This window comes from Rhodoplanes elegans, assembly GCF_016653355.1.
Classification (GTDB): Bacteria; Pseudomonadota; Alphaproteobacteria; order Rhizobiales; family Xanthobacteraceae; genus Rhodoplanes; species Rhodoplanes elegans.
Map to the genome: position 1 here is coordinate 33,018 of NZ_NHSK01000063.1, position 17,593 is coordinate 50,610.

The 17,593-nt window shown below is 68.2% G+C and carries 16 protein-coding genes; 8 read left to right on the plus strand and 8 right to left on the minus strand.

All coding sequences use genetic code 11. The features are described from left to right. Nucleotides 1-160: 160 nt before the first annotated feature. Entirely contained in the window at nucleotides 161-958 is a 798-nt protein-coding gene (locus CCR97_RS06225) for an ABC transporter permease (protein WP_111355815.1), read from the plus strand. Continuing rightward, nucleotides 958-2,319 carry an amidohydrolase family protein gene (locus CCR97_RS06230; RefSeq protein ID WP_111355814.1) on the plus strand — a complete coding sequence of 454 codons (1,362 nt, stop codon included), beginning with the start codon at nucleotides 958-960 and terminating at the stop codon, nucleotides 2,317-2,319. The genes CCR97_RS06225 and CCR97_RS06230 overlap by 1 nt, the downstream gene beginning before the upstream one ends. A gap of 271 nt (nucleotides 2,320-2,590) precedes the next feature. Here CCR97_RS06230 and CCR97_RS06235 read toward each other — a convergent pair whose 3' ends face one another. From CCR97_RS06235 to CCR97_RS06265, 7 genes are all read right to left on the minus strand, one after another. Then, nucleotides 2,591-3,490: a radical SAM protein gene (locus CCR97_RS06235; RefSeq protein ID WP_111359115.1), complete on the minus strand. Its 900-nt coding sequence runs from the start codon at nucleotides 3,488-3,490 to the stop codon at nucleotides 2,591-2,593. A gap of 131 nt (nucleotides 3,491-3,621) precedes the next feature. Further along, nucleotides 3,622-4,020, minus strand: a complete 399-nt coding sequence (locus CCR97_RS06240; RefSeq protein ID WP_111359114.1) for a F0F1 ATP synthase subunit epsilon — start codon at nucleotides 4,018-4,020, stop codon at nucleotides 3,622-3,624. 112 nt (nucleotides 4,021-4,132) lie between these two features. Next, nucleotides 4,133-5,578, minus strand: a complete 1,446-nt coding sequence (gene atpD, locus CCR97_RS06245) for a F0F1 ATP synthase subunit beta (protein ID WP_111359113.1) — start codon at nucleotides 5,576-5,578, stop codon at nucleotides 4,133-4,135. Between the two features lie 61 nt (nucleotides 5,579-5,639). Next, complete coding sequence (locus CCR97_RS06250) at nucleotides 5,640-6,044, minus strand: organic hydroperoxide resistance protein (protein ID WP_111359112.1); 405 nt, start codon at nucleotides 6,042-6,044, stop codon at nucleotides 5,640-5,642. A 42-nt stretch (nucleotides 6,045-6,086) separates the two neighbouring features. Continuing rightward, on the minus strand, nucleotides 6,087-6,962 hold the full coding sequence (locus CCR97_RS06255; RefSeq protein ID WP_111359111.1) for a F0F1 ATP synthase subunit gamma: 876 nt from the start codon (nucleotides 6,960-6,962) through the stop codon (nucleotides 6,087-6,089). Between the two features lie 133 nt (nucleotides 6,963-7,095). Then, nucleotides 7,096-8,625 (minus strand): F0F1 ATP synthase subunit alpha, encoded by a 1,530-nt coding sequence (atpA, locus tag CCR97_RS06260; protein ID WP_111359110.1) that lies wholly within the window; start codon nucleotides 8,623-8,625, stop codon nucleotides 7,096-7,098. Then, nucleotides 8,625-9,185 (minus strand): F0F1 ATP synthase subunit delta, encoded by a 561-nt coding sequence (locus CCR97_RS06265; protein ID WP_111359109.1) that lies wholly within the window; start codon nucleotides 9,183-9,185, stop codon nucleotides 8,625-8,627. Before CCR97_RS06265 ends, atpA begins: the two co-directional genes overlap by 1 nt. A 353-nt stretch (nucleotides 9,186-9,538) precedes the next feature. Between CCR97_RS06265 and CCR97_RS06270 the strand changes: the two genes are divergently transcribed. From CCR97_RS06270 to CCR97_RS06280, 3 genes are all read left to right on the plus strand, one after another. Then, a complete protein-coding gene (locus CCR97_RS06270; RefSeq protein ID WP_111359410.1) occupies nucleotides 9,539-10,864 on the plus strand; it encodes a glycosyltransferase in 1,326 nt (441 codons plus the stop codon). Nucleotides 10,865-10,963: 99 nt separating this feature from the next. Then, a complete protein-coding gene (locus tag CCR97_RS06275; RefSeq protein WP_111359409.1) occupies nucleotides 10,964-12,175 on the plus strand; it encodes an AAA family ATPase in 1,212 nt (403 codons plus the stop codon). Continuing rightward, nucleotides 12,172-12,729, plus strand: a complete 558-nt coding sequence (locus CCR97_RS06280) for a hypothetical protein (RefSeq protein WP_146618877.1) — start codon at nucleotides 12,172-12,174, stop codon at nucleotides 12,727-12,729. Before CCR97_RS06275 ends, CCR97_RS06280 begins: the two co-directional genes overlap by 4 nt. Nucleotides 12,730-12,748: 19 nt before the next feature. On the opposite strand, the gene CCR97_RS06285 is transcribed toward CCR97_RS06280, so the two are convergent. Next, nucleotides 12,749-13,936, minus strand: a complete 1,188-nt coding sequence (locus tag CCR97_RS06285) for an NnrS family protein (protein ID WP_111359407.1) — start codon at nucleotides 13,934-13,936, stop codon at nucleotides 12,749-12,751. A gap of 229 nt (nucleotides 13,937-14,165) precedes the next feature. Between CCR97_RS06285 and CCR97_RS06290 the strand changes: the two genes are divergently transcribed. From CCR97_RS06290 to glgP, 3 genes are all read left to right on the plus strand, one after another. Continuing rightward, nucleotides 14,166-14,552, plus strand: a complete 387-nt coding sequence (locus CCR97_RS06290; protein WP_111359406.1) for a c-type cytochrome — start codon at nucleotides 14,166-14,168, stop codon at nucleotides 14,550-14,552. Between the two features lie 370 nt (nucleotides 14,553-14,922). After that, the gene (locus CCR97_RS06295; RefSeq protein WP_245429118.1) at nucleotides 14,923-15,231 is read left to right on the plus strand and encodes a septal ring lytic transglycosylase RlpA family protein; all 309 of its coding nucleotides are present in this window, start codon (nucleotides 14,923-14,925) and stop codon (nucleotides 15,229-15,231) included. A 526-nt stretch (nucleotides 15,232-15,757) separates the two neighbouring features. Then, entirely contained in the window at nucleotides 15,758-17,458 is a 1,701-nt protein-coding gene (gene glgP / locus CCR97_RS06300) for an alpha-glucan family phosphorylase (protein ID WP_111360486.1), read from the plus strand. The last annotated feature ends 135 nt before the right edge of the window (nucleotides 17,459-17,593 follow it).

Here is a 17,593-nt window from a genome sequence, read left to right on the forward strand (position 1 = left end):
ACCTCATGGTGAGGTGCTCGGCCGCAGGCCGAGCCTCGAACCATGAGGTCTCCCACGTGACCGCCCGCGCGGCCGCCCCCGCCCTTCGAGACGGCCGCTTCGTGGCCTCCTCAGGACGAGGTCGGGGAAGCGCTTCCATCCATTCGCCCTGAGGCCCACCATGGCACTCGATCCCAACAACAAGACTCTCGGCGTCGTCCTGCCCGTGCTGGTCGGCGTGATCATGCTGGTCGTCTGGCAGGGCGCCGTCTGGTGGTTCCAGGTGCCCAAATATCTGGTGCCCTCGCCGATCCTGGTCGCCCAGACGCTGTGGGACCAGGGGCCGATGCTGCTCGCCTCGCTGCTCGTCACCCTGAAGGTGACGTTCATGGCGTTCTTCTTCGCCGTCGTGATCGGCACGCTGATCGCCTTCGCGTTCGCGCAGAGCAAGCTGATCGAGATGTCGTTCTTCCCCTATGCGGTGCTCCTGCAGGTGACGCCCGTGGTCGCCATCGCGCCGCTGATCATCATCTGGGTGAAGGAGCCGACCGCCGCGCTCGTCGTCTGCGCCACCATCGTGGCGCTGTTCCCGATCATCTCGAACACGATTCTGGGACTTCGCAGCGTCAATCCGGGACTCCTCAATCTGTTCAGGATGAACAAGGCGACGCGGTTTCAGGAGCTGGTGCGGCTGCGCATCCCGAGCGCGGCGCCCTACTTCTTCGGCGGACTGCGCATCTCGTCCGGTCTCGCGCTGATCGGCGCCGTCGTCGCCGAATTCGTCGCCGGCACGGGCGGCACCTCGGCCGGCCTCGCCTATCAGATCCTCCAGGCCGGCTTCCAGCTCGACATCCCGCTCCTGTTCGCGGCGCTGCTGCTGATCACGCTGACCGGCGTCGCGCTGTTCCTCCTCATGGTCACGCTCTCCAAGCTGGCGCTCGGCGACTGGCACGAGAGCGAGCTCGTTCCGGAGACCTGATGGACCTCCTCATCCGCAACGCCACCGCGATCATGACCGGTGGCGCGGGGTCGGCCGCCCGCGCGGCAGGCCCCGACATCCGCCTGCGCGGCAGCCGCATCGCGGCGATCGGCGCGCTCGCGCCGGAGCCCGGCGAGCGCGTGCTCGACGCCACCGACTGCGTCGTCTATCCGGGCTGGATCAACACCCATCATCATCTCTTCCAGTCGCTGATGAAGGGGATTCCCGCCGGCATAAACCTGCAGCTCGCGCCCTGGCTCTCGGCCGTGCCGGTCGCCTATCGGCGCTTCGTCGACGCCGAGACGCTGCGCATCGCGGCGACGATCGGCATCGCCGAGCTGGTGCTGTCCGGCTGCACCACCATCGCCGACCATCACTACGCCTACTGGCCCGGCATGGGCTTCGACGGCTCGGCCCTGCTGTTCGAGCTCGCCGAACAGTTCGGCGTTCGCTTCGTGCTGATGCGCGGCGGCGCCACCAAGGTGCGCGAGATCGACCTGAACCCGCCGCCCGAGGCACGGCCCGAGACCCTCGACGACATGCTGGCGAGCGTGTCGCACGACGTCGGCCGCTTCCACCAGACGGGCGGCGACGCGATGCGCAAAGTGATCCTCGCGCCGACCACGCCGACCTGGTCCGTGCACGCACACGAGCTGCCGGAGTTCGCGGCGGCGGCGCGGAAGATGGGGATCGGGCTGCACAGCCATCTCTCCGAGTCGCTCGACTACGTGCATTTCTGCCGCGACGTGCACGGCTGCACGCCGCTCGAATTCGTGCAGCGGCACGACTGGCTCGGGCCCGACGTGTTCTTCGCCCATCTGTGCCACATGCAGCCTGAAGAAATCCGGCTGATGGCCGAGACCGGCACCGGCATCGCGCACTGCCCGCAGTCGAATTGCCGGCTCGGCTCCGGCATCGCGCCGGCGCCGGCGCTGGCGCGGCTCGGCGGCCGCGTCTCGCTCGGCGTCGACGGCGCAGGATCGAACGAAGCCGCCGACATGATCAACGAGAGCCACATGGCGTGGCTGGTCCACCGCGCCCGCGACGGCGCCGCGAGCGTCACGGTCGAGGACGTGATCAGTTGGGGCACGGCCGGCGGCGCCACGGTGCTGGGCCTCTCGGAGACCGGCACGTTGGCACCCGGCATGGCGGCCGACCTGATGGTCTACTCGCTCGACCACCCGCGCTACGCCGGCCTGCACGATCCCGCCATCGCGCCGGTCGCCGGCGGCGGCCAGGCCCACGTGAAATGGGGCTTTTGCAACGGCCGCCTGATCGTCGAGGACGGGCGCATTCCGGGGCTCGACCTGCCGGGGCTGTTCTCGGAAGCGCGGCGGGCCGTGGGCCGGATGGTGATCTGACGACTTCGTCATGGCCGGGCTTGTCCCGGCCATCCACGATCTTCGACGTCGCATCGCTGTAAGGACGTGGATGCCCGGCACAAGGCCGGGCATGACGAGTCATACCAGGGGCCCTGTACCTCGACCCGTCATCCTGAGGTGCTCGCCGCAGGCGAGCCTCGAAGGATACGGCCCGGGCCGTCGCCCTTCGAGGCTCGGGCTTCGCCCGAGCACCTCAGGGTGACGGTGAGAGTCAGGGGCGGAGGCCGCTGGTATCAGAGCTTGTAGACGCTCACAAGCCCCTTAAAAACTCCGGGCGCAGCACCGGGGCGCCTTTGCGGGCGGCCGACACGATCTGCAGGAGCTGATTACGATCGCCGGGCAGCGTGCCGGCGAGCGGAAGGCAGTTGGAGGCGTGGTTGGAGCGAAACACCACGGGCGCCGGCGGATCGAGCGCGGCGAGCAGCGCCTCCTGCTCTTCCAGCACACCGGCATCGTCCTGCCATTCGAACGGCGTACCGTCGCGCTGGAAGCGGCCGACGAACTCCTCCACCTCGTCCTCGCCGAGACGGAGCTGCAGCGTCGAGAGATAGGCGGGCGGCGCCGCGTTGATCACGGCCGCCGTGCCCGCGACATGCTCGCGCCAGAGATGCTTGCCGCCGACGCCGAGGATCACGGTCGCCGACACGGCGATGCCGGCGTCTCTCGCGCGGTTCATCGCCTCGGCGATGCGCTCCGGCGTCGCGCCCTTCCTGATCCGCGACAGGATCGCGGGAGCCCCGGACTCGACCCCGACATAGACGAGCGTCAGCCCCTTCTCACGCAGCAGCCGCAGCTCGTCCGGCGTCTTCTGCGTCAGATTGATGGGGGTCGCGTAGGACGACACCCGCTCCAGCTTCGGGAACGTCGCGGCGAGCCGTTCGAGGATTCGTTCCAGCGTCTCGGTCGGCAGCACCAGCGCGTCGCCGTCGGCGAGGAAGATGCGGCCGGCGTCCGGCCACCAGCGCGCCGCGGCGGCGATGTCGTCGCAAACGTCGGCGAGCGGGCGGGCGTGGAAGTGCTTCGTCTTGTACATCGCGCAGAAGGTGCAGCGATTGAACGAGCAACCGATCGTCGCCTGGATGATCAGGTTGCGGCCCTCGCTCGGGGGCCGGTACAGCGGCTCGTCGTACTGCAGGGGCGCGAAGCTCATCGTGCAGTCGCCTTGGCGCGGCGTTCGATGCGAACGGACGGCGCGATCATAGCGCGAGCGCGCCCGAAACGCACGCGGCCGGCGCTGGGCCGGCCGCGGATCACGAAACGCTGGTGCCGCGCGCGGGCGGCTCAGTGGCCGAGCGCGTCCTTCAGGACTTCCAGCTGGGCGAGGCGCTCGGTCGCCTTGTCGCGGGTGCGGTCGTCCTTGGCGTCGGCGACGTCTTCCTTGGCGTCGTCGATCGCCTGGCGGATCACGTCGGGCTGGATCTCGTCGACCGGCACGACCTCCTGGGCCAGCACGGTGAGGCCGTTCGGCCCGACCTCGGCGAAACCGCCGCGCACCACGATCATCTTCGGCGCGTTCTCGCCGTAGACGGTGAGCACGCCGGGCCGCAGCGTCGCGACGAACGGCGCGTGGCCGGCCATCACGCCGAAGTCGCCCTCCTCGCCCGGCACGTCCACCTGGGTGACCTCGCCGGAGAACATCAGCTTCTCGGGCGACACGAGCTCGAAATGGAAGGTGGACATGGTTCAATTTAGCGAATGGCGAATGGCGAGTAGCGAATAGTTCCAGAGACCATCCGCTGTCGCCGTTCCCGCTTCGCTACTCCCTGTTCGCTGTTCGCTCTGAAGCCGCGTCTTACGCGGCTTCAGCCGCGAGCCGCTTGCCCTTCTCGACCGCCGCCTCGATGGTGCCGACCATGTAGAAGGCGGCCTCCGGCAGGTGGTCGTACTTGCCCTCGCACAGGCCCTTGAAGCCGCGGATCGTGTCGGCGAGATCGACGAACACGCCCGGCGTACCGGTGAACACCTCGGCGACGTGGAACGGCTGCGACAGGAAGCGCTCGATTTTTCGCGCGCGCGCCACCGTCAGCTTGTCCTCTTCCGAAAGCTCGTCCATGCCCAGGATCGCGATGATGTCCTGGAGCGCCTTATAGCGCTGCAGCACCTGCTGCACCTGGCGGGCGACCGCGTAGTGCTCCTCGCCGACGACCCGCGGGTCGAGCATGCGCGAGGTCGAGTCGAGCGGGTCGACGGCCGGGTAGATGCCCTTCTCGGCGATCGAGCGCGACAGCACCGTGGTCGCGTCCAGATGCGCGAACGAGGTCGCCGGCGCCGGGTCGGTGAGGTCGTCGGCCGGCACGTAGATGGCCTGCACCGAGGTGACCGAGCCCTTGGTGGTCGTGGTGATGCGCTCCTGCAGGGCGCCCATGTCGGTCGCCAGCGTCGGCTGATAGCCCACCGCCGACGGGATGCGGCCGAGCAGCGCCGACACCTCCGAGCCCGCCTGCGTGAAGCGGAAGATGTTGTCGACGAAGAACAGCACGTCCTGGCCCTGGTCGCGGAAGTACTCGGCGAGCGTCAGGCCGGTGAGGCCGACGCGGGCGCGGGCGCCGGGCGGCTCGTTCATCTGGCCGAACACCAGGGCGCACTTGGAGCCCTTGGTGTCGCCCTTGGTCTCGTGCGGGTCCTTGTTGACGCCCGACTCGATGAACTCGTGATAGAGGTCGTTGCCCTCGCGGGTGCGCTCGCCGACGCCGGCGAACACCGAGTAGCCGCCGTGCGCCTTGGCGATGTTGTTGATCAGCTCCTGGATGATCACGGTCTTGCCGACGCCGGCGCCGCCGAACAGGCCGACCTTGCCGCCCTTGGAGTAGGGCGCGAGGAGATCGACCACCTTGATGCCGGTGACGAGGATCTGCGACTCGGTCGACTGCTCGGTGTAGGGCGGCGCCTCGGCGTGGATCGGGCGGCGCTCGGTGGCGGCGATCGGGCCGGCCTCGTCGACCGGCTCGCCGACCACGTTGATGATGCGGCCGAGCGTGCCCTCGCCGACCGGCACGGCGATCGGCAGGCCGGTGTCGGTGACCGACTGGCCGCGGACCAGGCCCTCGGTCGTGTCCATGGCGATGGTGCGCACCGTCGACTCGCCGAGATGCTGCGCGACCTCGAGCACCAGCCGGTTGCCCTGGTTGTCGGTCTCGAGCGCGTTCAGGATCGCCGGCAGGTGACCCTCGAACTGCACGTCGACGACGGCACCGATGACCTGGGTGACTTTACCGACCGATGGGGCTTGGGTGGCCATGGATGTCTCCTTGCGACTCGAACCGCGGCACGACCCGGCCCGAGCAAAACGCGAATGATGCTCAGACGACGGTCAGCGTGACCGGCACGTTGTTGCGGGTGGCACGGGAATACGGGCAGATGCGGTGGGCGTCCTCGACCAGCGCACGGACCTTGTCCTTGTCGGCGCCCGGGATCGACACCTTGATGTCGGCCGTCAGCGCGAAGCTCACGTCGTCCTTGTCGATGCCGATCGACACCGTGACCTTGGCGGCCTGGCCGTCGACGCCGTGGTTCTTGGCGAGCGCCAGGATCGCCTGGCCGAAGCAGGACGACCAGCCGAGCGCGAAGAGCTGCTCCGGATTGTGGCCGTCACCGTTGCCGCCCAGCTCCTTGGGGAACGACATGGCGAGGCCGAGGCCGCCGTTCTCCAGCACCGCGCGGCCGTTGCGGCCGCCGCTCGTCGTCGCCGTCGTCTTGTAGGCCATGGGGGTCTCCCGTTCGACTGTGCGGTGTTGCGTCGGTGCGCGTCAGAGCGCCTCGGCGCCGGAGATGATCTCGATCAGCTCCTTGGTGATCATCGCCTGGCGGGTGCGGTTGTACTTCAGCGTCTGCTTGCGGATCATCTCGCCGGCATTGCGCGTGGCGTTGTCCATCGCGGTCATCTGGGCGCCGTAGAACGACGCCGCGTTCTCCAGCAGCGCCTTGAAGATCTGCACCGAGATGTTGAGCGGCAGCAGCTCCGCGAGGATCTGCTCCTCGTCGGGCTCGTACTCGTAGACGGGCGCCGGGCCGTTGGCGGGCGCGCCCTCGAACACGGCCGGGACGATCTGCTGCGCGGTCGGAACCTGCGCGATCACCGACTTGAAGCGCGAGTAGAACAGCGTGCAGACGTCGAAGGCACCCTGCTCGTAGAGCGAGATCACCCGCTGGCCGATCTCGTGGGCGTTCTCGAAGCGGATCTGGCGCACGGCGCGCAGATCGATCACGTCGATGATCTCGTCCTCGAACAGCCGCTTGAGCTGGTCGTAGCCCTTGCGGCCGACGCACAGGATCTTGATCGTCTTGCCTTCGGCGAGCAGCGCATTGGCGCGGTCGCGGGCGAGCCGCACGATCGCCGAGTTGAACGGGCCGCACAGGCCGCGCTCGCCCGTGCAGACGAGCAGCAGATGCACCTGGTCACGGCCGGTCCCGGCGAGCAGCTTCGGCCCCTCGGGGTTGTTCTGCACCGAGGCGGCGATGTTGCCGAGCGTGCGCTGCATGCGCTCCGAATAGGGCCGCGCCGCCTCGGCGGCCGCCTGGGCGCGCCGCAGCTTGGACGCGGCGACCATCTGCATGGCCTTGGTGATCTTCTGCGTCGCCTTGGTCGCGGCGATCCGGTTTCGCAGGTCTTTCAGGCTCGGCATTCCGTGGTCACCTTTGCGCCCGGTCCGGCTTCGGTCTCGTCATGCCCGGCCTCGTGCCGGGCATCCACGCGCGTCGCTCCCCCACGCTCCTGGACGTGGATGGCCGGGACGAGCCCGGCCATCCCGCCCGAGATCACGCGAAGGTCTTGGCGTACTCGTCGACGATCGACTTCACCTTGGCGGCGGTCGCGTCGTCGAGATCGCGCTTGTCGCGGATCGTGTTCAGCACGTCCTCGTACTTGGTGCGGAACAGCGACAGCAGGCCCTGCTCGAAGGACTTCACGCTCGCCACCGGCAGCGGGTCGAGGTAGCCGTTGACGCCCGCATAGATGACGACGACCTGCTCCTCCATCTTCAGCGGGGAGAACTGCGCCTGCTTGAGGAGCTCGGTGAGGCGCGAGCCGCGATTGAGCAGGCGCTGCGTCGTCGCGTCGAGGTCGGAGCCGAACTGCGCGAACGCCGCCATCTCGCGATACTGCGCGAGCTCGCCCTTGATCTTGCCGGCGACCTTCTTCATCGCCTTGGTCTGCGCCGACGAACCGACGCGCGACACCGAGAGGCCGACGTTCACGGCGGGGCGGATGCCCTGGTAGAACAGGTCGGTCTCCAGGAAGATCTGGCCGTCCGTGATCGAGATGACGTTGGTCGGGATGTAGGCCGACACGTCGTTGGCCTGCGTCTCGATGACCGGGAGCGCGGTGAGCGAGCCCGAGCCGTTCTCGTCGTTCATCTTCGCGGCGCGCTCGAGCAGGCGCGAGTGGAGATAGAACACGTCGCCCGGATAGGCCTCGCGGCCGGGCGGACGGCGCAGCAGCAGCGACATCTGACGATAGGCGACGGCCTGCTTGGACAGGTCGTCGTAGAAGATCACGGCGTGCATGCCGTTGTCGCGGAAGTACTCGCCCATGGTGCAGCCGGCGAACGGCGCCAGGTACTGCATCGGGGCCGGATCGGAGGCCGTGGCGGCGACGACGATCGAGTACTCGAGCGCGCCGTTCTCTTCCAGCGCCTTCACGAACTGCGCGACGGTCGAGCGCTTCTGGCCCACCGCGACATAGACGCAGTAGAGCTTGATCTTCTCGTCGCCGGTGGCGTTGAGCGGCTTCTGATTGAGGATGGTGTCGAGGACGATCGCGGTCTTGCCGGTCTGGCGGTCGCCGATGACTAGCTCGCGCTGGCCGCGGCCGATCGGGATCAGCGCGTCGATGGCCTTGAGGCCGGTCGCCATCGGCTCGTGCACGGACTTGCGCGGAATGATGCCGGGCGCTTTCACGTCGACGCGGCGGCGCTCGGTCGCCTCGATCGGGCCCTTGCCGTCGATCGGGTTGCCGAGCGCATCGACGACGCGGCCGAGCAGGCCCTTGCCGACTGGCACGTCCACGATGGCGCGGGTGCGCTTGACGGTCTGGCCTTCCTTGATCTCGCGGTCGTTGCCGAAGATCACGATGCCGACATTGTCGATCTCGAGGTTCAGGGCCATGCCCCGCACGCCGTTCTCGAACTCGACCATCTCACCGGCCTGGACGTTGTCGAGACCGTAGACGCGGGCGATGCCGTCGCCGACGGAGAGGACCTGGCCGACTTCGGAGACCTCGGCTTCCTGGCCGAAGGTCTTGATCTGCTCCTTGAGGATCGCAGAAATCTCTGCGGCGCGGATGTCCATCAGCCGACCTCTTTCATCGCGTGCTTGATTGCATTCAGCTTGGTCCGGAGCGAGCCGTCGACCATCCGGCTGCCGACCTTCACCACGAGCCCGCCGATGATGGCGGGATCGACCTGCACTTCAATCTTGACGTTCTTGCCCGTGACGGCGTCGAGCGCCTTCTTGATCTCCGCCTTGTGGGCGTCGGCGAGCGGCTCGGCGACCGTGACGGTCGCCGTGACCTCGCCGCGGTGGCGGGCGAGCAGCTCACGGAAGTCGCGGATCATGTCGCGCACGCCGAACAGGCGGCGATTGTGGGCGACGAGGCGCAGGAAGTTCGCCGCGGTGCCGCCGATCTTGGCCTTGGCGAGCACCGCCGTGACGGCCCGGGTCTGCTCCTCGGCCGTGAAGGCCGGGCTGCGGACCAGACGGAGGAGATCGGGGCTGCCGTCGAGCAGCCGCTCGAAGCTGTCGAGGTCGCGGCTCACCGCGTCGAGCGTGCCCGTCTCGGAGGCGAGCTCGAACAGGGCGGTCGCGTAACGCCCTGCCATTCCGGCCACGATCGGATCGTCTGCTGCCACGGCGCTCTCTTTCGGCGTTCAGGCATCCAGGATCCCGCCGCGCCCTCCGCGGAAAGCGCGCAAGCCCCTGGAATGTCAGCGGGACCAGGATTGATTGGGGCGTCCGGAGCGGCCCACGCTCCGTTGAAAAACCGCCGGTTTGCTAACACAGGCCTGGGGGCGGTGCAATACGGCGAACGGCCCGCGAGAGCGCCCGAACGGCCGCCGCCCCGGCGGTCGCGGAGTCCGCCGGGGCGCGGCCGGCGGCGGCCGCGCCGGGTCGCCGAGACGCCGCCCCGGTTCCCTGTCAGCACCTTATCCTATATGGAGGCGGCGCGACGCCGCGAGCGCCGCCTCGTGCGCTCATCTCGATCATGTCACCGGTCCCGTCCTCCCCGCCACCGCTGTTCGTCGATCTCACCACCGCGTTCCAGGAGCGCGGCCGCATCGCCCATGGCACCGTGCGGGTCGAGCGCGAGCTGGTCGGAGCGCTCGCCGAGCGGGCGATCGCCGGCCGCGACGATCTCCGCTTCTGCCGCTTCGACCCGGCCGCCCACCGCTTCGTCGCGCTGACCGCCGCCGAGGCGCTCGCCGTGGTCCGCGCCCCGACCGAGCCGGAGCGTCGCCGAAAGCCGCGCCCGGCCTGGCGGTCGCATCCGCTGATGCAGCTCGGCCGCCGGCTCGAGCGCTTCGTGCGCACCGAGATCCGCGACCACTTCCGGCGCCGTCGCCGCGCCGTAGTCGAGGCCGTGGTGGCCCCGATCGGCGGGGCGGCGGAGATGTTTCCGGAGGGCGCCTGGCTGCTGCTGCCCGGCGAGCTGCAGCGGCACGACTTCGCCCACCTGATCGACCTGCGCCGCCGGCGCGGGCTGCGGCTCGCCATGCTGTTCTACGATCTGCTCGGCACCCTGCCGCCGGGCGATCCGCGCGCCGACGACCCGGACGCCGCCGACATTCCGTCGAGCGAGTTCATCCTGCGGCATGCCGCCCTCGTCCTGTCGATCTCGCGGTTCAGCGCCGATGCGCTCGCGGCCCATGCGGCGGAGCGCGGCACCGCGATGCCGCCCCTCACCGTGATCCGGCTCGGTCACCGGCTCGGCCCGGCCGCGCCGGACCTGCCGCCGGTCGACGGCCTCGCGCCGGGCGGCTTCGTGCTCACCGTCGGCGACGTCACGGGGCGCAAGAACCAGCGGCTGCTCACCGACTTGTGGGGCGATCTGGCGCGGGCGCGCGGCGGGCGAGTGCCGCCGCTGGTGATCGCCGGCCGGATCGGCCACGACGGCGCGCCGCTGGTCGCCGCCGTGACGGCCGATCGCGACGCTGCGCCCGTGGTCCGCTTCCTGAGCAATGTCGACGACGGCCAGCTCCGCTGGCTGTACGCCAACTGCCGGTTCACGGCGTTCCCGTCCTTGTCCGAGGGCTTCGGCCTGCCGGTGGTCGAGAGCCTGGCGCTCGGCAAGACCTGCATCGCCTCCACGGCGACGGCGATTCCCGAGGCGAGCCAAGGCGCCGCCCTGCATCTCGACCCGGCCGAAACGGCGGCCTGGCGACACGCGATCGAGACGCTGCTCGACGACGACGCGGCACTGGCGCGGGCCGAGGCGGCGATCGCCGACAAATTCCGGCTGGTCGGCTGGGACGACACCGCCGCCGACGCCCTCGCCGCCGCCGACGCGGCACGGGCGGCGAGAAGCACCTAGAGCGGCCATAACGACGCACCGAAGGACAAAAATCGTCGAAAAAATTGCAGAAGTGGATTTTGGAGCTTAACTTTCGGTCTCTTCCGGGAGATCGAAGACGTGCTGTACCGTCTGGAGATTGCCAACTTCTACTCGGTGCGCGACCGGCAGGTGATCGATCTGCGAATCGGTGACTCCGTGCCCGACGTGCCTGGTCGGTTCGACCCTCTGTTCCCTGGATCAAAGGAACGCGCGCCCCGTGTCGTGGCCTTTTTCGGGCCGAACGCTTCGGGGAAATCGACAGTCCTAAAGGCCCTTGCGTTCGTTCTGTGGTTCGTTCGGGATTCCTTCCAGCGACAGCCGAACGTCGGCATCCCGTGCGAGTGCTTCAACGATACGGCAGCACAAGCCGAGCCGGTGCGGTTAGCGATCGAGTTCGGCGGGCCGCTCGACCCTGCCGTCGAGCCGGGCTCAGCCCCCATTGCCTATGGCACGTGGCGCTATGAACTGGCCCTGTTCATGTCGGATGGACGCTTCATCGTTACAGAAGAAAACCTTCATCAGAGAGCCAATGGGCGAGGCAGGTGGACTCGGGTTTTCGAACGCGAGAACGACCAAGTCAGTGCTGGTAAAGTGTTTGCACTTTCAGGATACTCGAAGGTGATCGACAAGGTGCGCGACAATGCCAGTCTCATCTCTACTCTGGCGCAATTCGATCATGTGCCGTCGTTGCGCCTGAGCGAAGCCGCGCGATCGGTCGTTGCCAACATCCTGGCGGATCGAACTGAGGTCGGGGACGATGCCGCGATCAAATACTACGCGGCAGATACCGCCGCCATGGAGGAGCTTAACCGAGACATCCAGCGGATCGACCTCGGCATAAAGAAAATGATCATCGTTCAAGGCCAAGCGGGACCACTTGCTTTGTTCGAGCACGAAGGACTGGAGCGTCCGATGCCCTGGGCGCTCGAAAGTCACGGAACTCGGACATTTATCCGCAACCTGCCCCTGCTGCAGATTGCGCTCGCCAGGGGGAGCATGTCCATTGTCGACGAGATCGATCTCGCGATTCACCCACTCGTCCTGCCCGAGATCATACGTTGGTTTCATGATCCCGAACGAAACCCGCAACGGGCCCAGCTCTGGATGAGTTGCCACGCGGCAACTCTTCTCGAAGACCTTCAGAAGGAGGAGGTCTTCTTCTGCGAGAAGGACACGCGCGGTCGCACAAAGGTGTACGGGCTCCAGGACATTCGAAACGCGAGGCGTGCGGACAACCGCTATCGCAGGTATATGTCGGGCATGTACGGAGCAATCCCTCAGATCGGATGAAACGCCGACCGGCCTTCATTCCTCAACGCCGCCCGATCTTTCTCGGCTGCGAGGGGCCGAGCGAAGTGGGTTACGGCGCCCTGTTGAATCGATTTGCGCGCGATAAAGACGTTCACATCCACATTCATGTCGAACCGCTCCAACCGGGCGCAGGCGACCCCTTCGAGCTTGTTCGACGCGCCGTTCAGCGCGTCGGGGACATCGAACGACGGCGGGAGTCATTCGCCTGCAAGGCCTTGCTTATCGACATCGGCGAGCCCGACAAGATGGCCGCTGCGACCCGGCTCGCCAGCCAAGCAGGGATTTCGCATCTGATATGGCAGGTTCCGGATCACGAAGCCCTTCTCCTGCGACACTTCGATGGGTGCCAGGACCATCGCCCCCCGAAGGGAGAGTCGATGGCTGCACTCCGTCGACGATGGCCCGAGTACCGGAAAGGTAGCAGTGCTTCTCAGCTCTCGGAGCGGATTCCCTTCGAGTCCCTGGTCCGGGTTTGTGCGGTCGAGGCACGCTTGCGGGATTTCGTCATCGCGATTGGCCTGCTTTCACCTTGACTGGTCTGCACCCCTCTGATCACTCCTTCCCGAGCCGCGGGCGGAGTAGCATCGGGCCGTAGACGGCGCAGAAGCCCCCGAAGGCGGCGACCCAGGCGAGCGCCGCGGCCCACAGGAGCGGCGTCGCCAGCTCGGGAACCAGCGCGGCGAGGAGACGCAGGCCGGCCGCGGTGACGACCGCGCCATAGACGGCGCGGGTGGACGGCGGCGCCTCGAGGGCGCGGCCGGTGTGGCCGCGCGTCGCCCGGGTCATCACGGCGAGCGTCATCACCCCGACGGCGCCGACCGACCAGGCATGGATGCCGGCGGCCTCCGGAACGACGGGCCACAGCGCGGCCGCGGCCAGCAGGAGGAAACCGAGCGGGATGAAGGCGTAGCCGAGGTGCAGGATCAGCACGAGGGCGTCGCGCCCGGTGCGATCGCCGGCCCAGCGCGCGAGCCGCACCGCCTGGACGGCCCCGGCGAGTCCGAGGAGCGCCGCCGTGATCCATCCGGTCGGCGCCACGAGCCAGGCGGCCAGCGCCGGCACCGACACGCCGATCGCCACCGCGTCGAGCCGCCCGAACGGCGCCGGCAGCCGGCCCGGATTGGCCTTGACGAGCCAGTTGCGGGTGAAGCTCGGGACGATGCGGCCGCCGATCAGCACGATCAGCATGACGATCGCGGCGAGCGCCAGCCGCCGCCCGAGCACGGCCTCGCCACGGACATGCGCCTCGACATGGACCACGACGTCGGCGGCGGCGAACACGCCGACGATCACCAGGACGCGGAGGTTGCGCCAGTTCTTCCCGGCGATCACCTCGCGGCCGGCGGCGGCGAGCACCAGCAGCAGGAAGGCGACGTCGATCACGGCGACGGCCACCCAGCCGAGCGCCCCGCCGAACGACACGGCGACCCGGCCGGCGAGCCAGGCCAGCACCAGCACCAGCAGCGGCGTGCCGGCGAGCGGCAGCCGGCCGGTCCAGTTGGGGATCGCGGTCAAGAGGAAGCCGGTCACCACGGCGGCGACATAGCCGAACAGGAGCTCGTGGGCGTGCCAGTCGATCGGCGCGAACACCGTGTCGAGGGCGATGCGGCCCTCGTAGACCGGCATCCACACGAGCACGGCGAGGCCGGCGAACAGCGCGCCGGCGAGGAAGAACGGACGAAAGCCGTAGCTCAGCAGGGCCGGGCCGGAATAGGGAGCGACGCGCGGGACGGGGGTCATGCGACCTCCAGGCAGGAGGGGATCACGATCGGAACCGGGCGAACCCCGCCCGGTTCCTCCCTTCACCCATGCGCCGTCCGCGACCGCGGCGGAACCAGCGTCTTCAGAGCCGCTTGATTTTCGTCAAGCTTCTGGTCTTTTGCTGGCCGGCCCTTCGTCTTGTGGCCGGATCCCGCAGCCGGCCGGCTCGTCGGATCGTCCGTTTGGAACCAGGAGGGAAGAAGGCACGATGATCACCAAAGCGTTCGTTATCGCATTCGCCTTGGCGGCCACCACCGGGATCGCCGCCGCCCAGGACGTCGCGGCCGGCGCCGTGTCGTTCCGCAAGTGCACGCCCTGCCACAACATCGGCGAAGGCGCGACCAACAAGGTCGGCCCGGTGCTCAACGGCCTCGAGGGCCGCAAGAGCGGGCAGATCCCGGGCTTCAACTACTCCGAAGCCAACAAGAACTCGGGTCTCACCTGGGACAAGGCGACGTTCAAGTCCTACATCGCCGATCCGCGCGCCAAGATCCCGGGCACCAAGATGGTCTTCGCCGGCATCAAGAACGACAAGGAGCAGGACGACCTGTGGGCGTTCCTGATCCAGTACGGGCCGGACGGAAAGAAGAAGTAGTCGATCGACCACGCTTCGGTCGTTCGACCCGATCGGATCGCGTCATCGCGCGCCGTGGCTCCGCCTCGGCGCGCTTTCTTTTTTGAGCAACGGTCCGAGCGGGCCGACCCACCCGGTCGGATGATCCCCCTCGGGCAGGTGCCGCGGCGAGGCGCCCCCGCCGCACACAGAATCCAAGCTCGACAGGATCGACCGAATCTTACGCTGTAATTTTAAGAAATACTTCGTGATGCAGCGCGGGATCGCTGCCATCTTGTGCGCACAATTCCCCGATTAAACGCGGTCTTCACGCAACAACATGGGGACTATACAGCGCATGGCGATGAACTTTGTACGGTATCTCGCAGTATTGATCGCACTATTCGCTGTCGTGAATTTTTCGACTCGCGCCGAGGCCTTCACCCAGTCGGGCATTGCTTCGGTCTATTCGGGCGGCAGGACCGCCAATGGCGAGCGCGCGCATGCCGGAGGCATGACGGCCGCCCACAAGCATCTCCCCTTCGGGACGCGGGTGCTGGTCACCCACCGCCGGACCGGCAAGTCGGTGGTCGTCCGCATCAACGACCGCGGCCCGTTCGTGCGCGGCCGGGTGATCGACCTGACGCCCGCCGCGGCGCGGTCGATCGGTCTGGGTTACGGCCTCGCGCCGGTGTCGATCGCGGTGCTCGGCCGCGACTGATCCGTCGCCGGGCCGATCCGCATCGAGGGGCGCCGCGCCGCGGCGCCCCTTTTTCGTTGCGCCCGCAGCATGTCGCCGCTGCACTGCATCAACAAGGACGACCGACGCTACAGCGCCCCGTACGGCGTCGCACCGCGCTGCGGCGACACGGCCGCGCAGCCGCGAAGAGACCTTTGCGCGGCGGACCGATAGTGTGCGACAAAGGAGTCCGGGTGCGCGCGCGCCGCTTTGGGTGCAGCGCATTCCTGGCGACTGCGCGAGAGGGGGCCGGCCCGATGCTTCGATCCGCGACGCTTCGATCGTCCAGAGAGCAACGGCCGCCCGCGCCCCGCCAGGGCCGCAGCACAGGCCCAGCCCGAAGCCCGGTTTCGACCCGCACCGTCCAACCATCGCCGGCGCCGCGGCGGCCAACCTCCGGTCGCCGCTCCGACCGTCGACCGCGCCTGCTGCCGTCGCGCGCCGCGTGACGGTTGCCGACGACCGGCCGAATCCGACCGTTTCCGAAGCCCATTCTCGCGGAGCTGCAATGATCGAGGTCGCGCGCTATCTGTCCGTCAACCGCATCGCCTACTTCTCGATGGAGGTCGGGATCCGGCAGGAGATGCACACCTATTCGGGCGGCCTCGGGCTGCTCGCCGGCGACGCGGCGCGCTCCGCCGCCGACCTCGACCTGCCGATGGTGTTCGTGACGCTGGCTTCGCGCGAGGGCTCGATCAAGCAGGAGATCGACGCCGAGGGCCACCAGATCGACGGCCCCGATCCGTGGAACCCGGAGGACTGGGCGACCCCGATCGGCGCCATGGTGGCGGTCACGATCGAGGGCCGGCAGGTGTGGATCCGGCCCTGGCTCTACGAGCTCAAGTCGCCGCGCGGCTTCCAGATCCCGGTGCTACTGCTCGACACCAACGTGCCGGAGAACGAGCCGCGCGACCGCATCATCACCAACCGGCTGTACTTCGGCGACGAGAAGGACCGCATCAAGCAGGAGGTGGTGCTCGGCATCGGCGGCGTGCGGGTGCTGCGCGCCCTCGGCTTCACCATCGACACCTATCATCTCAACGAGGGCCACGCGGCGTTCCTGTCGCTCGCCCTGCTCGACCAGCACCGCATCAACCGCATTCCCGGGATCCCCGAGCCGTTCAGCTACGACGTCCACGCGGTGCGCGAGAAGTGCGTGTTCACCACCCACACGCCCGTCGAGGCCGGCCACGACCGGTTCTCCTACGAGGACGTGCGGTCGATCGTCGGCGACCTGATCGAGTTCGACCAGCTCAAGCTCTTGGCCGGTCCGGACCATCTCAACATGTCGCAGCTCGCGCTCAACCTGTCGCGCTACGCCAACGGCGTCGCCCGGCGTCACGCCGAGACGGCGCAGAAGATGTTCCCGGCCTACAAGATCCGCACCGTCACCAACGGTGCGCACGTGCCGATGTGGATGCATCCGGCGATCGCCGACCTGTTCAAGACGATCGCGCCGCACTGGGCCTACGAGCTCGAGGATTTGCTCAAGGCCGACCAGGTGCCGCCCGACGCTCTGTGGGACGCCCACCAGCGCGCCAAGCACGAGCTGATCGACTACGTGAAGACGACCACCGGGGTCGAGATGGACCCCGACGTGCCGCTGATCGGCTTCGCCCGCCGGATGACCGGCTACAAGCGGCCCGACCTCCTGTTCCACGACGTGGAACGGCTCCAGGCGATCGCCGGCGGGCGCCGGTTCCAGGTGGTGATGGCCGGCAAGGCGCATCCGCGCGACTTCGAGGGCAAGGCGCGCATCCGGGCAATCCACCAGCACATGAGATCGATCAAAGACATTCCGATGGCGTTTCTGCCAAACTACAGCATCGCCATCGCCATGAAGCTCGTCTCCGGCTGCGACGTATGGCTGAACAATCCGGTGCCCCCGCTCGAGGCTTCGGGGACGAGCGGCATGAAGGCGGCGTTCAACGGCGTCCTGAACTTCAGCGTGCTGGACGGATGGTGGCTCGAGGGCTGGGAGGAAGGCGTGACCGGCTGGGCGATCGGCAGCGACGGCAGCGACCCGTCCCCCGAGGCGCACGCCGCCGCCATGTACGACAAGCTCGAGTCGACCGTGCTGCCGCTCTATCACGACGATCGGGCGCGGTGGATCTGGATGATGCAGCAGACCATCGCCAAGATCGGCGCGGTGTTCAACTCGGCCCGCATGATGCGGCGCTACGCGACGGAGGCCTATCTGCGCTCCTAGTCGACGGATGCGCCGGCGCCGGCCCTGCCGGCGCCGGCGACGCGACACCGGAGGCGCCGCGCGGGCGAGGCCTGCGCGGGCGACCCGGCCGGGAGATTTCGACGATGCGTTTCGCAACCTGAACGAGGCAATTCC